The organism is Mycobacterium sp. MOTT36Y, from assembly GCF_000262165.1.
Taxonomy (GTDB): domain Bacteria; phylum Actinomycetota; class Actinomycetes; order Mycobacteriales; family Mycobacteriaceae; genus Mycobacterium; species Mycobacterium intracellulare.
Map to the genome: position 1 here is coordinate 86078 of NC_017904.1, position 16668 is coordinate 102745.

Below are 16668 nucleotides of genomic sequence, written 5' to 3' on the forward strand. Positions count from 1 at the left end.
GTGTCCCGGCGTGCGTAGTCGAACACGCGGCCTCTCGCAGGTTGATCACAACGAGGCCAGCCGTCCTGAACGAACACGCCCGCCTTGATGAGGTCGACCCCACGGTGTGCTATACAGATGTACAGCGAAGCCATTACTTCAGCGGAAGGACCGTCATGACCAACGGCGACGAGCTCAAGCAACTGCAGCAGCGGGTGCAGTACCTCGAGGATCGCACCGCCATCCTCGACTGCGTGATGAACCAGTCCCGTGGGCATGACCGCCACGACACGGAACTGATGGGCAGCGTCTATTTCGAGGACGGCGTGGACGAACACGGCCCGACCGTGAAACTCGGCCCCGAATACGGGGATTGGGCCAACAACGCGCACAGCATGGTCTTCGAGGACCACCTGCACAACATCACCACCCACACCTGTGAGATCAATGGCGACGAAGCCCATGCGGAGAGCTATGTCATCGGGGCGATGCGGGCCAAGGGCGGCAAGATCGTGTCGCTGATGGGCGGCCGTTACCTCGATCGCCTCGAGCGCCGCGACGGGGTCTGGAAGATCGCGCTGCGCCGCTGCACCCTCGAGTGGATGATGAGCGGCGATTCCTCGGCGATGGCATCGGGCGCCGTCAAGGGCTTCATCAAGGGCAAGTGGGACCGCACCGATCCCTCCTACGCCCGTCCGCTGACGATCGAAGACGTCCCCGCCGAACGGTGGTGAACCTCAGCGACGAGGTAGATCGCCTCGGTTGGAATCCGGTCTGTGGTTACAACCCCAGCAGACCTCGCGTCTCGCCTGTGTCTCAGACACCTGCGGGGCCGGGCCCGCCGTGCATGTACAGCGTCTGGCCCGAGCAGTAACTGGACGCATCGGAAGCGAAAAACAGTACCCCGTAGCCAATCTCATCCGGCTCGGCAACGCGACCCGAGGCGTTGGTCTGTCCGATCACGTTGACGTCGAAGCCCTGACGCTCTGCGTCGGCTTCTAGGCCGGGCGTGCGGATGGCGCCGCAGGCGATGCAGTTGACCCGCACGCCCTTGCGGGTCCAGGCCGCGGCCATCGAGCCGGTGAGGTTGTTCAGCCCGGCCTTCGCGGCGGCATACACCGGCGCCTGGGGCATGGCCAACAGGCCGGCGCCGGACGAGATGTTGACGATGGCGCCCTTGCCCGCGGCGATCATCGGCTTGGCGGCCGCGCGCGACAGATACCACGCACTGGACAGGTTCAGGTCCAGCACCCGATGCCACTCGTCGTCGGTCCACTTCATCAGGGATTTGGTCTCACCGCCACCGGCATTGTTCAAAAGCACATCCAGGTGGCCAAATTCGGCCAGCGTCGTATCGACGAGGGACTGGCACGCCGCGGCATCGGTCACGTCGGTCGGCACGGCCAGTGCCCGCCGTCCCAGTACCTCGATCTCGGCGGCCGTGGCCTTCAGCGGCTCCTCCCGCCGTCCGGCGAGCACGACGTCGGCGCCGTATTCGGCCAGGACCAGTGCCGAAGCCCGGCCGATCCCAGTGCCGCCGCCGGTGATGACGGCAACCCGCCCCTGCATCGAGAACCTGTCGTCCACAACACCACTTCCCATCGTCGCGACCGGCAACAGACGCAATACGACTGTACAACATCAGCGAAATGCGGCCGCCTTGTCTACGGCGTACGTATCGCTGTACATTCGTACAGCACACACCCAATGTCGGTGCGGCAAGGAGCGTGTCTGAGATGAGCCGAGTGGCGGTGGTGACCGGCGGCGGATCGGGCTTGGGTCGGTCGATCTGCACGATGCTCGCTGCCGACGGGCACCGGGTGGCCGTCCTTGATCTGAACGAGGAGGCAGCCACCCAGGTCGTCGCCGAAATCCACGAGGCGGGAGGCAAAGCCGTCGCGGCCGGTGTCGACGTATCGGAGGAAGCGTCGGTTCACGCCGCGTTCGACACGGTGCGAGCACAGTTCGGGCCCGTCGAGATCCTGGTGACCAGCGCGGCCATCGGCGGGTTCACGCGGTTCGACCAGATCACCCTGGCGGAGTGGAATCGGTTCCTCGCGGTGAACCTGACCGGCACCTTCCTGAGCCTGCAGGCCGGCCTCGCGGACATGGTCCCCGCCGGATGGGGGCGCATCGTCACCATCTCGTCGGCGGCCGGCCAACAGGGCGCGCCACGTCAGGGCCATTACTCGGCCACCAAGGGCGGGGTGATCGCGTTGACGAAGACCGTCGCGCGGGACTACGCCGGAAAAGGCGTCACCGCCAACACCATTCCGCCATTCGCGATCGACACCCCGATGCTGCGCGAACAACAGCGGCTGGAAAAGCTGCCGCCGACCGAGTACCTGACGCGGGCGATTCCCGCCGGCCACCTGGGCTCGCCCGAGGACGTCGCCGGATTGTGCTCCTACCTGTGCACCGACGCCGCGGGCTACATCACCGGCCAGGTGATCGGCGTCAACGGCGGTGCCGTCATCTAGGCCGAATGCCAAACGAATCGCGCCGCTCGGCAATAACTTTGGAGGCAGCAGATGGACGACCTGTACTACGATCCCTGGGATGTCGAGATCGACCTCGACCCCTACCCGACGTATCGCCGGCTTCGCGACGAATCCCCGCTCTATTACAACGAGCGGCACAACTTCTGGGGCATCAGCCGCTACGCCGACGTCGACGCGGGGCTCAAGGACACCACTCGCCTGAGCTCGGCCAAGGGCGACATCCTCGAAGTCGTGCTGACAGATCCGATGATCCCGGCAGGCGTCTTCATCAATGAAGATCCCCCGGTGCACACCATCCACCGCGCCATCGTGTCGCGCGCATTCACACCGAAGAAGATGCGCGCCATCGAGGACAAGGTGCGCGCGTTCTGCACCGCCTGCCTCGATCCGCTGGTTGGCGGTGAACGCTTCGACTTCGTCCAGGACCTCGGGGCCGAACTCCCTATGAAAACGATCGGGATGCTCGCCGGCATCCCGGATTCCGAGCAGCCCGCGGTGCGCGCCCACGCCAACGCGGTGCTGCGCAACGAAGCCGGCAAGCCTATGCACGTCGACAAGGAGCACTACTTCACCGGCGAGATGTTCGGCGAATACGTCGAGTGGCGCGAGAAGCACCCGTCCGAGGACCTGATCACCGAGCTGCTGAACGTCGAATTCGACGACGAAACCGGAACCACGCGCAAGTTGACCAAGCAAGAGCTGGTCATCTTCCTCGCCGTCGTCGCCGGCGCCGGCGTCGAGACCACCGGTCGGCTGTTCGGGTGGATGGGCAAGGTCCTGGCCGAACACCCCGACCAACGCAAGGAACTCGCCGAAGACCACTCCCTGATCCCGACGGCGATCGAGGAACTGCTGCGCTTCGAGCCGCCCGGGCCGCACGTCGCGCGCTACGTCGCGACCGAGGATGTCGCGTTCCAGGAGCAGATCGTGCCGGCCGGCAGCGCGATACTGCTGATGCTCGCCTCGGCCAATCGCGACGAACGGCACTTCGAGGACCCCGACCGGTTCGACATCCGCCGTAAGCCTGGCGGACACCTCACCTTCGGTCGCGGCGCCCACTTCTGCGTCGGCTCACCACTGGCCCGCCTCGAGGGCCGCGTCGCGCTCGAGGAGGTGCTCAAGCGATTTCCCGAGTGGACCATCGACATGGACAACGCGCGTCGTTCGCGCACTTCGACCGTCCGGGGCTGGGACTCCATGCCCGCGATCGTCGGCTGACCCGACAGACAGGAGAACTCTCATGTCGTCCGCACCGTGCGTGGCCGTCGTGACCGGAGCCAGCCGCGGCGCCGGAGCCGGCATAGCCCACGCCCTCGGACAGCACGGCGCCACCGTGTACGTCACCGGCCGCAGCGAGAACGCCGGCGACGCCGCCCTGCCCGGCACCATCCACCGGACGGCCGAAATGGTCAGCGCCGCAGGGGGACAGGGCATCGCCGTGCGTGTCGATCACGGCGACGACGAACAGGTCAAGGCGCTGTTCACCCGGATCGAGCAGGAACAGGGCCGCATCGACATCCTGGTGAACAACGCCGCCCTCATCCGCGACGAAATGATGGGGCGCACCAAGTTCTGGGAAGAGCCGCTCAATGTCATCGACACCCTGGATGTCGGCGTGCGCAGCAGCTACGTCGCCACCGTCTATGCCGCACCCCTGATGCTCCCGCAGCGACGCGGCCTGGTGGCCTTCACCTCCTCGTCGGGCTCGGTGCACTATGCCTTCGGACCCGCCTACGGAGTGCCGAAAGCCGCCGTCGACAAGATGGCCGCCGACATGGCCGTCGACTTCAAAGACACTGGGATCACGGCGGTATCGATCTGGATGGGATCGCTGCTCACCGACCGCGTCCGCGCCATCATCGCCAGCAACCCCGAGAAATTCGGGCACATCCTCGACAGCGCCGAAACACCCGAGCTCACCGGACATGTGATCTGGGCGCTCTACAACGACCACCAATGCATCGAACTCAGCGGCCAGACGCTCATCGGCGCGGAACTGGCCGTCAAGTACGGCATCCACGATGAAGACGGCCGGCAACCACCCTCCTACCGCGACCTGTTTGACGTCCATCCACACACCCAGTGTGCGCACGTGATGCGCTAGCCGAGCGGCACCGCGGTGTCGCTATGCAGTTGCGCTGCGCCCTGATTCGATCCGGCTTCCCTGGAGAAGTCCGCCCTGAACGCTACGGTGAACGCCGTTGGGCGGTCTTACGTTTCGGCGCTGGGGCCGGTTCGATCGAGTCCAGGTACTTCTCGAAGGCGTTGGTGACTTCCTTGTGGGCGGTCTTGACGCCGATGCCCTCTTCGAGGTTAAGGAACTTGGGCAGCCCGGAGATCAGCAGTTGCAGGGCGGGTAGCGAGAAGTGTCCACCCGGGCGTGCGCTCTTGCCGAATTTGGCGACGAGCGCATCGACCTGACGTTTGCGGTTGGCCTGGGTCACCGCGGCGATCTCGGCCTGGATGGATTTGCGGTGGTTGCCCAGAGCCATGAATTCCGTCATCAACGCGCCCGATGCCTCGGTACGGCTGAACTCCCACAATGCGCGGAGTGGATCATCGGGGCGCGATTCGAGCACTTTGTCGAGGAGCCGTCGGCTGCGTTCGGAATAGCGGCGGATCGCCGAGAGAAAAATGTCGTCGAGTGTCGGGAAGTAGTACTGGACCAGGCTGGGCGTGACCCCGGCGGCCGAGGCCAGGGCGCGGTAGGTCACGCTCGCGTATCCCTCGTCGAGCATCATTTTCTCGACATGGTCGAGCAGGGTGTCCCGGGTCTTGGACGTCTCGGCGCCCACACGCCGCGCGGATGCTGCCATGTTCTCCTCGTTCAGCCGGTTCGTTGTATTGTGACACCGGTGGCACGCTGTACAGGCGTACAGTGCCGGGCGATTCTGAGATTGTGGCGCGGGGGTCTTGCGCCGAAGGGGGGGCGCCGTCGCCCGGTCACGTCAACCCGATCTCCCGCTGCATGCGGTGGCCGGCAACATCTCTCGACAACTGGCCGCCGAAAATCTTCGCCAGGCCCTTGCCAAGATCGCCGACCCGAGCTATATAAAAACTATGCCGCAAGGCATAGATAACCGATGCGAACAGACACCAGATGGGAGTGTTGGAGGTGACGACCATGTTGGTTCGTAGCGATCCGTTTCGTGACCTCGACCGCTTCACTCAGCAGCTATCGGGCACCGCGGCACGTCCTGCCGCGATGCCGATGGATGCCTGGCGCGACGGCGAGCAGTTCGTGGTCGAATTCGATCTGCCGGGAATCGATGAGCAGTCGCTGGACCTCGACATCGAGCGCAATGTGGTGACGGTGCGCGCCGAGCGCCCCGACGTCGATCCAAGCCGGGAGATGCTGGCAACCGAACGGCCGCGTGGGGTGTTCAGTCGGCAACTGGTGCTCGGCGACAATCTCGACACCGAACATATCGACGCGTGTTACGACGCCGGGGTACTGCGGTTACGTATCCCTGTGGCCGAGAAGGCCAAGCCACGCAAGATCGCGGTCAACCGCGGGGATAGGCAGCAGACCGCAATCAGCGCCTGATGGGCCGGTGCCATGCTGACAGAACGTGAGTTGGTGATGACGCACTGCGGCACCGGGACAGCGGCGCCCGGCACCGACGCCGAGGGATCAGCAGGCCGGCAGACGGGGCTCTTGCTGGCCGATGATCCGGAGGTGGCGGTCCTGATTGCCGAGGTCGACGCCATCTTGTGCGCGGCGTCAGTCACCCTGCTTCGTCGGCCACCGGCGCCACCAGTGGCCGGGTGCGCCCTGCTTGGGCCCCGGTCACCTGGTCGGTCCTGGGAGGTATGCGCACCGCCATGGCGCGCGCCCGCGCCCAATGTGCGCGCCGTGCAGCGCAGCCCTCCGCGGCGACCGTCGGCCAAGCCCGGTAACACCAGGATGGAGAAAGGCAGGTGATGAGATCACAACGAGGATGAATGGGCCAGTCCGCCGCGCCCGGGCAACTCCGTGGGCACTACCTCGATCCTGCACGGATGAGGTTCGGCCACTGCCATAGCCAGGCGACTCGTCCGGGGGCGGGCGGCCCACCCTCACAAAGCCAAACATGTTGACAGTCGGGGTTATTCATCAGTCGCGAAGGAGGGTAACCGTGATCGAACCAGCCATGCTCAACAGCCGTGCGCGCAGATACTTCGGTGCGCGGGACAGCTTTTTGCCAGTGGAGGCCGACCCCGCCGACTGGGCAGAACAGCAACTGTCGGTACCCCTGCCCGACGACGAATATCCCCATCTCGGTGGTGACCGCCGCGTCCTGATCTCGATGTCGGGCGGCGCCGACATCGACTGATATCGCATTGCGTTGAGGTCCAGCTTGTTTGAATCGGCAGGTTCCGTGCCTCACGACCTGGCCTGAGACTTGTTGGCCGGAGTGTGGCCGGCGCGTGACCCTCCCGCGACCGTGACGAAGGACGCTCATCACGTGACGGTAATCGCGGCGATCTGCGCGCTCACGACAGCGACGTGCATCGGCTACTACGTCGGCCGCCGTGCGCGTCCCACGCGGCCGAGCTGGAAGAAGCGCACCAGCAGGATCGCGCTGGGCAAGCTGGCGATCAACCTGGTCGCGGTGGTCACGGCACGCCGACTTCGGCAGAGCCTGCAGCTCGAGCGGATGTTCGCGAGTGGGCGAAGATCGAGACCGGTTGCCCCACTTGACCTTCTGCGGGGTAGCGTCGTGCGGATGCGGTCCTACTAGCCTGCCCGAAGCATGCACGCCGCATCGAACTCGCCGCGACGAAGGAAGAGAGCTGGCATGGCTGCGCTGCAGGACAAGGTGGCGCAACGGTTTTCGGCATCGGTCGCGACGCCGGACGCCTGGCCGGCGTCTTCGCCGACGTGGAACGCGGCCGCCACGCATCGGTGGACATCGCTTCGCCCCGGGCCTGCAGGGACGCGGTCGAGCAGTGCGTCAACGAATTCGGCGGCTTAGACATTCTCGTCAACGTCGCCGGCAAACACCAGATGCGCCGCACGGAGTCGATGTCCGACGCCGACTGGGAGCAGGATGTCGCCGTCAACCTGAACGGCCCCTTCTTTCTCTGCCGGGCCGCGCTGCCCCGCCTGCTGGAGCGAGGCGGAAACATCGTCAACGTCAGCTCGATCGCCGGTGTCGAGGGCCAGGCGTACTCGGCCGGCTACTGCGCCGCCAAGCATGGGCTGATTGGCCTTACCCGCGCGCTGGCCGTCGAATACACGGCGGATCGCCTGCGCGTCAACGCCGTGTGCCCGGGCGGGATGCTCACACCCCAAATCGAACAGTTCAGCGCCCCGGACAATCCGAACTACGACCTGATCATGCGCACGGCCTCCCCACGCGGCATGATGCAGCCGCTCGACGTCGCCAACGTGATCGCCTTCCTTGCCAGCGACGCCGCCGCGGCCATCCACGGCGCCGTCTATCGCGTCGACAACGGCAAGGGCGCCGGATAACGGTTGGGGCACGTTTCGGTCAACCGTCGACATGTCATGCGCCGCCACGGTTCTCGTGGCCGACAATTCGGGACATGAGGCAGTCGCGGGAGCCCGACGTTGGCGCGTGAGATCTCACGGCAGACGTTTCTGCGGGGCGCCGTCGGGGCGCTAGCCGCGGGGGCGGTGCTCGGCTCACCCCGTGCTTTCGCCGATCCCAGGCCGTCCGGGTGGGAAGGCCTTTCCACCGCGCTCGGCGGCAAGGTGCTGCTCCCGGACAGCCCCCAATTCGCCAGTGCCAAACAGGTTTTCAACACCAACTACAACGGGTCCACGCCGGCGGCCGTCGTCACCCCCACGTCGGCGGCCGACGTGCAGAAGGCGATGGCGTTCGCCGCCGCCCACAACCTCAAGGTCGCTCCGCGCAGTGGCGGGCACTCCTACATCGGAGCGTCGACCGCCAACGGGACCATGGTGCTCGATCTGCGCCAACTGCCCGGGGACGCCAACTACGACGCGGCCACGGGGCAGGTCACGGTGACGCCGGCCACCAGCCTCTACACGATGCACCGGACGCTTGCCGCGGCCGGCCGGGGCGTCCCGACGGGCACCTGCCCATCGGTCGGCGCCGCGGGGCACGCGCTGGGCGGCGGCCTGGGTGCCCAGTCCCGGCACGCGGGTCTGCTCTGCGACCAGCTGACATCGGCGTCGGTCGTGCTGCCCAACGGCCAGGCGGTCACCGCATCCGCGGCCAGCAACCCCGACCTGTTCTGGGCGCTGCGCGGCGGCGGTGGCGGCAACTTCGGTGTGACGACCTCGCTGACCTTCGCGACGTTCCCCACCAAGGACGTCGACGTCGTCAACCTCAACTTCCCGCCGGAGTCGTTCGCCCAGGTCCTCGTCGGATGGCAGAACTGGCTGCGCACCGCGGACCGAAACAGCTGGGCGCTGGCCGACGCCACCGTCGACGCGACGGGCACGCATTGCCGAATCATGGCGACCTCCCCGGCCGGATCCGGCAACAGCACGGCGGCGGCCATCACCCAGGCGGTCGGAATGCAGCCCTCCGGCACCGAGAACCACACCTTCAACTACATGGACCTGGTGAACTACCTGGCGGTCGGGAACCTCAACCCGTCACCGCTCGGCTACGTCGGCGGATCCGACGTCTTCGCCACCGTCAACGCGGGCGTCGCGCAGGGGATCGCCGCGGCGGTCAACGCCTTTCCCCGCGGCGCCGGGCGCATGTTGGCGATCATGCACGCGCTCGACGGCGCCCTTGCCACCGTGGCGCCGGGGGCGACGGCCTTTCCCTGGCGCCGGCAGTCGGCGCTGGTGCAGTGGTACGTCGAAACCGGCGATCCTGCGGCCGCGACGAATTGGCTCGGCACGGCACACCAAGCGGTGCAACAGTATTCGGTCGGCGGCTACGTGAACTACATCGAGGCCGGCCAGTCGCCGGCGCGCTATTTCGGCCCGAACCTGTCTCGGCTGAGCGCGGTGCGGCAAAAGTATGATCCCGGCCGGGTGATGTTCTCCGGGCTGAATTACTAGGCGGCGGGCAGGGCCCGCAAGTCGGTGATTAGACCAGCTTTGCACGGGGTACTTCCACTGCATCTGTGCGAATGAGGGGTTTGGTGAATGGCAGTGGAACACGGTCGCGCACGGTGCCCGCGATGCATGGCATGGGCGCAGTACAGCTTTCTAGAGCGCGACGACAAGCTCGAGTATCAGGTCCGTTGCGATGCGTGCGGCAACGTCTACTCCGAAGTCACCACCGCGTCGACCGCCACGACGCCGGCCGCCTAGCCGCCCGACCTGCTGCGTTACGGAATTTAACCCTCGTGTAAAGTCGAGGACGCGAGCCAAGACGCCCCCAACCCGGAGTAGCGCCTAGTGCGCGCAAACGCCGTGCGGAACGCGTTGAAAGGGGCGGCGTGGACGACATTTTGGCGCGAGCCGGCATCTTCCAGGGAATTGCACCCGACGCGGTCGCCGCGTTGGCCCGCCACCTGCAGCACGTCTCCTTCCCGCGCAGGCGCACCGTCTTCGTCGAGGGCGAGGCGGGCGACGACCTCTTCGTGATCTTGGCGGGTTCGGTGAAGATCCGTCATCAGACCGCCGACGGCCGTGAAACCGTCTTCGCGGTGCTGGGCCCCGGCGACGTGTTCGGCGAGCTCGCACTGTTCGATCCGGGCCCGCGAACCTCGACGGTGATCACGCTGACCGAGGTGGAGACCGTCAGGATGGACCGCCACGCCCTGCGAACATGGATGGCCGAACGCCCCGAAATCGCGGAGCAGCTGCTACGGGTGCTGGCGCGTCGGCTCCGGCACACCAACAACACGCTGTGCGACTTGATCTTCACCGATGTGCCCGCCCGGGTCGCCAAGCAAATCCTCGATCTGGCAATGCGTTTCGGTACCAACAGCGGGGGACCGGTGCGCGTCGAGCATCACCTCACGCAAAAGGAGCTCGCTCAACTCGTCGGTTCCTCGCGCGAAACGGTCAACAAGGCGCTATCGGATTTCACCCAGCGCGGCTGGATCCGGCAGCAGGGCAAGGCCCTGATCATCGACCAGCCCGCGAAGCTGGCCCGCCGCGCACGGGCCTAGGTGATCGACCAGAATTCCAGCAGCGTCCGTAGCGTCGCGACCAGGGGAAGCGGCTGGTCCAGCATCGGGTGATGACCGGCTTCGGCCAGCTCGACAAACGGGCCCCTCAGCTGCAGGAGGGAGCGAATCCGTTCGGCCATGGCGGGCGGCACCAATCCGGCCTCGCAACGCAAATACCCTACGCGGCAGCGCATCGCGGCGAGCATGCTCTCCAGCGATTCCTCGTCAGCGGGCGTCGGATCGAGATACTCACCGCCGTAAATCGCCGGATCGAATTTCCAAACCCAGCCCCCGTCGGACTTGCGTACCGACTCCGCCGCGATATGCCGGCGGACATAGGGGAGGATCAACTCCTGCGACGGCACGGCCGTAAACCGGGCCAGGATCTCGTCTTTCGTCCGATATTCGGTGTGTTTGTGCCGGCGTAGGCGTTCTTCCTCCGGCGCACGCTCCCACAGCGGCGAATCGATCACCAACATGCTGTTGATCTGCCGGCTGTGGTGCATCGCCGTTGTGGATGCGACCCAACCGCCCATGCTGTGGCCGACGATGGTCGGCCTCCCGGCGGGGCCCGCGGCGGACGCGGCGGCCATCACTTCGCTCGCCCAGATCCGCAGGTCATAGTTGGCGCGCGACCCGCTGTCGCCATGGCCGGACAGATCCAGCGCAATCACCCGGTGGGTACGGGAAATGAACGGCGCGATGTGGTCCCACCAACCGGAGTGGGCTCCGCCGCCTTGGATCAGCACCACCGGCGGCTGGTCGGCGGCACCCCAAATGCGTAGGTGGATACGGCAGCCGTCGACATCGACCTCGCCGTGCTCGGGCTGTTGATCGAGTGCGGCAGTGAACCACGCCGGTGTAACGGGTAGCTGGCGCGAACGGGAGAACAGTTTGACCCTCCCTATTCGTGATGCAGGTCAGCCGCGCCGACGCCCCACTTTAACTGCAGCGGAACAATTTCGAAAGCATGCTCGCGCATCCACGGCGGCCCTGTGGGTGGCAGCGAATCATCGGAATGGACGCCAGGAGGGCCACCCATGTCCCAAAAGCTGTGCATAGATCCAACTTTCACCGTGTTGAGGTGCGTGCCGTTGTCCGGGAGGGACTGCGATCTCCACGGATCCCGCCGGTCGGCCGTGGCGGAAGCCGTATTATCATCGCCTTAATATTCTTACCATAACCTTAGATTTGCGGTATGCTGCTGCGGCATGGGTCACACCACAAACCGTGTGGGCTCCTCTGTTCACAGGCCTGTGCCGTGAACGCCTCGCGTGAGCACGCCGTTGTGCTAGGTGCGGGGATCGCGGGTCTGCTTGCCGCGCGGGTACTTTCGGATGTCTACGACTCGGTGTGCGTCATCGAGCGTGACAAGACTCTCGGCCTTCCCATTCACCGGAAGGGTGTGCCACAAGGGCGTCACATCCACAATTTCCTGAGCCGCGGCACGCAGGTGCTCGCCGAACTGTTTCCCGGGCTGATTGACGAGCTGGGCGCCGCCGGTGCGGTTGTCATCGACGACGGCGACTTGTCGCGGCTTTATGTGCGGGCGGGCCGCTACGAGCTCCAACGTGCGGGCACGTTGACCGGTCCCACGGCGGTGACGTTGTGCCTGGCGACGCGACCTTTTGTGGAGTCCCATGTGCATCGACGCGTCGCGAATCTGCCCAACGTGCGGTTTCTCGAGGGCCATGAGGTGATCGAGCCGCTCACCGAGGCAAATGCCATTGCCGGCGTGCGAATAGTGCAGCACGACAACGGCACGCCGGGGGACCTGGCCGCCGATCTGGTCGTCGACGCGATGGGCCGGTCCGCCCGCACCCCGGCGTTTTTAGAGGGGATGGGCTACGGACGCCCGCCCGAGACGCGCTCCACCGCCATGCTGGGCTATTCCAGCCAACTGCTGAGCATCCCTAACGGATGCATCAACGAGCAGATGGTCGTGTTCAACCTCGGGCTCCGTGGCAAGCCCGGCGGGCTGCTGCTGGCCTGCGAGAACGACACCTGGATGTTCGCGGTCGCCCGCACCATCGACACGGGCGGGGCGCCACCCGATTTCGCCACCATGCTTGCGCTGGCCGAGGGTGCATTGCCCCCGGAAATCATGGACGGGCTACACCGCGCGCACCCGCTCGCGGACATTGCCACCTTCCGCAATCCCGCGGCGGTTTGGCGGCGCTACGACCACATGACGAGACTCCCCCGCGGACTGCTCGTCATCGGCGATGCGCTCTGCAGCCCTAACCCGGTGTACGGGCAAGGCATGACAATGGCGGCGCAGCAAGCGCTGGCACTGCGTGACTGCCTACGCGGCGGCGACGCCGACTTGGCCCAGCGCTTCTTCCTCATGGCGGCACGCGGCATCCGGCCGACATGGGCGATGAATCAGGCCAACGACCGCAACCGGTCGTCGAACCGCAAGCCTTCCCTGCAACGGTGGCTGCGGGGCCGTCTGGTCGGGGCGATGCTGAACGCCGCCGGCGACGACACCGCGGTCACCGAACGCCTGCTGCGGGTCACTCACCTCGTCGACCCACCGGTGCGGCTGCAGGACCCCACGTTGTTGCTTCGCGTCCTTCGAGCCAACTTGCGGCAACGATTCCGACGGGCGCAGCAGCATCGACACCATCGATTGCGGGAGGCATTGTGACGACCGGTGAGCGGCGGGCCGACGAAGACGCGATCCGCGGGCTGATCGATCAGCAGGTAAGGGGTTGGGCGGCAGGCGATCCCGACGCCTACGCCAGTGTCTTCACCGCGGATGCGGACTACGTCACCTTTCTGGGCGCCCACCATACGGGCCGCGACGCGATTGCGGCGTCGTACGCCCCGCTGTTCCGCAAGCTCCTCAAGGGCACCCGGCTACGGATCGACGTCGCCCAGCTCCGGTTTCTCACACCCGACGTGGCGCTGATTCACGCGAACGCGACGGTGGTGAGGCGGCGACGCAACCGGCGCAATGCCCGGGTGAACACCAGTGTCGCCGTGCGGACCGACGGGCGCTGGTTGCTCGCGTCTTCGCAAAACACCACGCATCGCCCGTTCGCAGAAGCCCTTATGGCCAGGTTCTTTTCCTGAAGGCCGCGACCATCGGCCGTCGTGCGGCTAGCCTTCTGTGGTCGTGAGGCTAAGAATGGCCACGCCCGAGGACGCGGGCGCCATCGTGGACATCTATCTGCCGTATGTGCGGGACACGGCCGTGTCCTTCGAGACGGTCGCCCCGAGCGTTCAGGAGATGCGGTCGAGGATGACCACCACGCTGGCAACGCTGCCCTGGCTGGTCGTCGCGGACAGTCGAGGCCCCAAGGGATACGCCTACGCAAGCCCACACCGGGCACGGGACGCCTACCGTTGGTGCGTCGATGTTTCGGTGTACCTCGACACATCCGTTCAGGGCCGGGGACATGGCCGCCGAATTTACACGGCGCTGCTGAATGTGCTTGCCGCACAGGGGCACATCAATGCCTATGCCGGCATCACGCTTCCCAACGCTGCCAGTGTCGGTCTGCACGAAGCCTTGGGCTTCACCCCGGTCGGCGTCTTTCGCGACGGGGGCTTCAAGCGACAAAGATGGTGGGATGTCGGCTGGTGGCATCGTCGCTTGGCCGACCCGCCCGCGTCCCCGCGCGAACCGAGGCCCTGGCCCGAACTGGCCGATCGGGCCGTCGACTCCGCGCTCGAGGGTAACGGCTCGCCTCAGGAGAGTTCACCACCATGACCGCCCTGTTGTGGGACCAGCACACGTGCCTGCCGCTCGCCACCGACGCCGACATCGGGCCGTTGAATCGTTACCAATTCGCCGGTGGCACGGTGCTTTCGGTCAACGCGGGATATTCACCACACAGCTTCGGCGACGCCGTGGCGCTGCTGGATCACTATCGTGCCGCGATCGACGACCACCCCGGCCTGGAATTGGCGGCCACCCTCGGTGAGGTAGACGCGGCGACCCAAGCCGGGCGCATCGCGGTCGTCTTCGACCTGGAAGATTCACGCCCGCTTGACGACGACCTGGAGAATCTGCGGAGGCTGGCGAACCTGGGAGTGCGCACCCTGTTGCCGACCTATAACAACGCCAACCGCGCGGGCAGCGGCTGCCTCGACCGCACCGACGGCGGCCTCACCGCCTGGGGCCGTGCGATCGTCGCGGAACTGAACACGGTCGGCATCGTTCCCGACGGGTCTCACTGCAGTGCGCGCACCGGTCTCGACATGTGCGAGGTATCGACCGGCCCGGTCATTTACAGCCACTCATGCATGCGCGCGTTGTGGGACCATCCCCGCAACATCACCGACGATCAGGCCAGGGCCTGCGCGCAGACGGGCGGTGTCATCGGCATCACCGGCGTCGGCATCTTCCTCGGACCCAACACGCCCACGCTGGAAGCGATGACACGGCACCTCGAATACGCCGTCGACCTCGTCGGCATCGAGCACGTCGGTATCAGCACCGACTTCTGTTTCGACGCCGCCGATTTCGCCAACGAGCTGCGCCGCAATCCCCACCTGTTCGACGCCAGCTACACCCGCTGGGGCCCGATCCAGTGGGTGCCGCCGGAAACCTTTGTGACACTCGGTGAGCACCTGCGGGGAAGGGGATGGAACGGTCGTGACATCCACGCGGTCCTCGGTGGCAACTTCTATCGGGTGGCCAAACAAGCCTGGCGCGCCTGAACAGGCCACCGGCGCATCACTTCACGGCAGTTCGACCTTGCTGGCCAGCCATCGGCCGTCCACCTTTTCCATCGTCATCTTTACCCTGCTGCGGTCCAGCTGAGGTGCCGGCGCCGCACCGTTGCTCACCGACTGATCCACGAACAGCACGACGTCCACCTTGTCCTCGGTCGCCGACTGGACCGCCGCGTCGACGACGTTGCCGTGCGCCGCCGCCTTGTTGTCGATGAGCGTTTGGCGCAGCTGGGCGCTGGATTTGGTGTACATGTCCTTGAACTCGCCGGTCGAGCCGTCGAGGACTTCGGCGAAGTTCTTGTCGATCGCGTTGGTGTCCACGCTGGTCAGCGCGAGGATGTATTTCTTTGCCGCAGTGAGTGCTTGGGCCGCCGCCACGTCCTTCTGGTGATGCTGGAACAGCAACCAGCCCTCGTATCCGGCGCCGGCGAGTACGACCGCCAGAATCAGAGCGGCCGCCCAACGAGCGACGTTGACGCGCCGGCCCTTTCGCTTGCTCGGACGCTGATCGTCTTCCCCGTCGGCAGAGCCCTCACCGGGGTCCGTGTCCGGGGAGGCGTCGGCCGGTGGACGGCTGACGTCGTCGTCCTCGGCCTCCGCCGCTTCCGTGTCTTCGGCAACTTCTGTGCCTTCTGCGGCGATGCGGAAGCGACTCACCAACCACGTCCGTGGGTTGCCGACTGTTCGTAGCGATGGGCGATGGTTCATCAGTTACATGCGCCGGAGTCACGCAGCGCGTTCGCCCAGCCGATGGCCGAGACGATATTCGCGTGGGTGACGCCCGACGGATCCTTTCTCTTGATGCTGTCGCTGATCCGGGACAACTGAAATGCCAAGTGGACCATGGATTCCCCGCCGTATAACGGCGAATAGGGGCCGAAGTTGTCGGGTTCGTTGGTGATGATCAGTGGCTTCACCCGCGGGCCCAGAAAGGCCGTCGACCGATCGATGTTGGCGACAACGGCATCGGCGTTCCGCTGCATGCCGCCGGCCGTGTAGTCGTCATGGTGGTCACCGAGGTGGCGATTGAAGTCGTTGATCTGGCCCATCAACGGATCGAATTGGGACTTGAACCATTGGCAGGAGTCGGACATTCCGCCGATCATCTCGGGGGTCACCCGAGAGGTGAACGTGTTGTAGGGCCAGACGTCGAAGTTCGGTGACCAATCGCTGGGCGCGGGCGTGAACGCCGGCTGCGGTGGGGGAGGTTCACCCGGATCGGCGTAGGCGGTGCCGGAAAGCACGACGGCGGTCGCGAGCAGCGCCTGGCCGGCACACACGATGCCTCCGCCCGCCTGTCGCAACCTCGCCAGAATCATCCGCGCCTTCCCCGAGAACACGATAACTCGCGACCGCTCTAACCAACCATTTAGTCGACAAATGTCCAGTAACATCTGTGGCCTGGAACGGGATCTTCTCGCGAAGTCGGCGTCGCGTCAAGGACCCGCTG

The 16668-nt window shown here is 65.8% G+C and carries 21 protein-coding genes; 15 read left to right on the plus strand and 6 right to left on the minus strand.

The features are described from left to right. Positions 1-155 precede the first annotated feature (155 nt). Entirely contained in the window at positions 156-713 is a 558-nt protein-coding gene (locus W7S_RS00420) for a nuclear transport factor 2 family protein (protein WP_014381582.1), read from the plus strand. Positions 714-795: 82 nt separating this feature from the next. Here W7S_RS00420 and W7S_RS00425 read toward each other — a convergent pair whose 3' ends face one another. Next, on the minus strand, positions 796-1566 hold the full coding sequence (locus W7S_RS00425; RefSeq protein WP_014383605.1) for an SDR family NAD(P)-dependent oxidoreductase: 771 nt from the start codon (positions 1564-1566) through the stop codon (positions 796-798). Between the two features lie 149 nt (positions 1567-1715). Between W7S_RS00425 and W7S_RS00430 the strand changes: the two genes are divergently transcribed. The 3 genes from W7S_RS00430 to W7S_RS00440 are packed head-to-tail and all read left to right on the plus strand — an operon-like array spanning position 1716 to position 4584. Continuing rightward, positions 1716-2459 carry an SDR family NAD(P)-dependent oxidoreductase gene (locus W7S_RS00430; RefSeq protein WP_009952105.1) on the plus strand — a complete coding sequence of 248 codons (744 nt, stop codon included), beginning with the start codon at positions 1716-1718 and terminating at the stop codon, positions 2457-2459. A 51-nt stretch (positions 2460-2510) separates the two neighbouring features. Then, entirely contained in the window at positions 2511-3698 is a 1188-nt protein-coding gene (locus W7S_RS00435) for a cytochrome P450 (RefSeq protein ID WP_014381584.1), read from the plus strand. A gap of 22 nt (positions 3699-3720) precedes the next feature. After that, positions 3721-4584: an SDR family NAD(P)-dependent oxidoreductase gene (locus W7S_RS00440; protein WP_014710769.1), complete on the plus strand. Its 864-nt coding sequence runs from the start codon at positions 3721-3723 to the stop codon at positions 4582-4584. Between the two features lie 82 nt (positions 4585-4666). On the opposite strand, the gene W7S_RS00445 is transcribed toward W7S_RS00440, so the two are convergent. Beyond that, a complete protein-coding gene (locus W7S_RS00445) occupies positions 4667-5296 on the minus strand; it encodes a TetR/AcrR family transcriptional regulator (RefSeq protein WP_008262744.1) in 630 nt (209 codons plus the stop codon). Between the two features lie 127 nt (positions 5297-5423). Further along, positions 5424-5606 carry a hypothetical protein gene (locus tag W7S_RS25745; RefSeq protein ID WP_014710770.1) on the minus strand — a complete coding sequence of 61 codons (183 nt, stop codon included), beginning with the start codon at positions 5604-5606 and terminating at the stop codon, positions 5424-5426. Between W7S_RS25745 and W7S_RS00450 the strand changes: the two genes are divergently transcribed. From W7S_RS00450 to W7S_RS00475, 7 genes are all read left to right on the plus strand, one after another. Next, complete coding sequence (locus W7S_RS00450; RefSeq protein WP_014710771.1) at positions 5605-6027, plus strand: Hsp20/alpha crystallin family protein; 423 nt, start codon at positions 5605-5607, stop codon at positions 6025-6027. The two genes, W7S_RS25745 and W7S_RS00450, sit on opposite strands and share 2 nt — an antisense overlap. Positions 6028-6598: 571 nt before the next feature. Next, positions 6599-6796, plus strand: coding sequence for a hypothetical protein (locus W7S_RS00455; protein ID WP_014710772.1), 198 nt, complete (start codon positions 6599-6601; stop codon positions 6794-6796). A 132-nt stretch (positions 6797-6928) separates the two neighbouring features. After that, on the plus strand, positions 6929-7204 hold the full coding sequence (locus W7S_RS00460) for a hypothetical protein (protein WP_014383609.1): 276 nt from the start codon (positions 6929-6931) through the stop codon (positions 7202-7204). A 23-nt stretch (positions 7205-7227) separates the two neighbouring features. Next, the gene (locus W7S_RS00465; RefSeq protein ID WP_050989362.1) at positions 7228-7938 is read left to right on the plus strand and encodes an SDR family oxidoreductase; all 711 of its coding nucleotides are present in this window, start codon (positions 7228-7230) and stop codon (positions 7936-7938) included. 99 nt (positions 7939-8037) lie between these two features. After that, positions 8038-9471 (plus strand): FAD-binding oxidoreductase, encoded by a 1434-nt coding sequence (locus W7S_RS00470; RefSeq protein WP_009952095.1) that lies wholly within the window; start codon positions 8038-8040, stop codon positions 9469-9471. Positions 9472-9597: 126 nt separating this feature from the next. Continuing rightward, positions 9598-9726, plus strand: a complete 129-nt coding sequence (locus W7S_RS27665) for a hypothetical protein (RefSeq protein ID WP_008262754.1) — start codon at positions 9598-9600, stop codon at positions 9724-9726. Between the two features lie 128 nt (positions 9727-9854). Continuing rightward, complete coding sequence (locus W7S_RS00475) at positions 9855-10532, plus strand: Crp/Fnr family transcriptional regulator (protein ID WP_009952093.1); 678 nt, start codon at positions 9855-9857, stop codon at positions 10530-10532. Here W7S_RS00475 and W7S_RS00480 read toward each other — a convergent pair. Next, entirely contained in the window at positions 10529-11284 is a 756-nt protein-coding gene (locus W7S_RS00480; protein WP_014710774.1) for an alpha/beta fold hydrolase, read from the minus strand. The genes W7S_RS00475 and W7S_RS00480 overlap by 4 nt on opposite strands. 509 nt (positions 11285-11793) lie before the next feature. Between W7S_RS00480 and W7S_RS00485 the strand changes: the two genes are divergently transcribed. From W7S_RS00485 to W7S_RS00500, 4 genes are read left to right on the plus strand one after another with little or no spacing between them, the layout of a single operon-like run. Next, a complete protein-coding gene (locus W7S_RS00485) occupies positions 11794-13182 on the plus strand; it encodes an NAD(P)/FAD-dependent oxidoreductase (protein WP_014710775.1) in 1389 nt (462 codons plus the stop codon). Continuing rightward, positions 13179-13610, plus strand: a complete 432-nt coding sequence (locus W7S_RS00490) for an SgcJ/EcaC family oxidoreductase (RefSeq protein WP_009952089.1) — start codon at positions 13179-13181, stop codon at positions 13608-13610. The genes W7S_RS00485 and W7S_RS00490 overlap by 4 nt, the downstream gene beginning before the upstream one ends. A gap of 55 nt (positions 13611-13665) precedes the next feature. Next, positions 13666-14250, plus strand: coding sequence for an arsinothricin resistance N-acetyltransferase ArsN1 family B (locus tag W7S_RS00495; RefSeq protein WP_014710776.1), 585 nt, complete (start codon positions 13666-13668; stop codon positions 14248-14250). Further along, a complete protein-coding gene (locus W7S_RS00500) occupies positions 14247-15203 on the plus strand; it encodes a dipeptidase (RefSeq protein ID WP_009952086.1) in 957 nt (318 codons plus the stop codon). Before W7S_RS00495 ends, W7S_RS00500 begins: the two co-directional genes overlap by 4 nt. A 21-nt stretch (positions 15204-15224) precedes the next feature. Here W7S_RS00500 and W7S_RS00505 read toward each other — a convergent pair whose 3' ends face one another. Both W7S_RS00505 and W7S_RS00510 read right to left on the minus strand, forming a co-directional pair. Beyond that, the gene (locus W7S_RS00505) at positions 15225-15926 is read right to left on the minus strand and encodes a hypothetical protein (protein WP_026071081.1); all 702 of its coding nucleotides are present in this window, start codon (positions 15924-15926) and stop codon (positions 15225-15227) included. After that, positions 15926-16537, minus strand: coding sequence for a hypothetical protein (locus W7S_RS00510; RefSeq protein WP_014710777.1), 612 nt, complete (start codon positions 16535-16537; stop codon positions 15926-15928). The genes W7S_RS00505 and W7S_RS00510 overlap by 1 nt, the downstream gene beginning before the upstream one ends. Positions 16538-16668 lie beyond the last annotated feature (131 nt).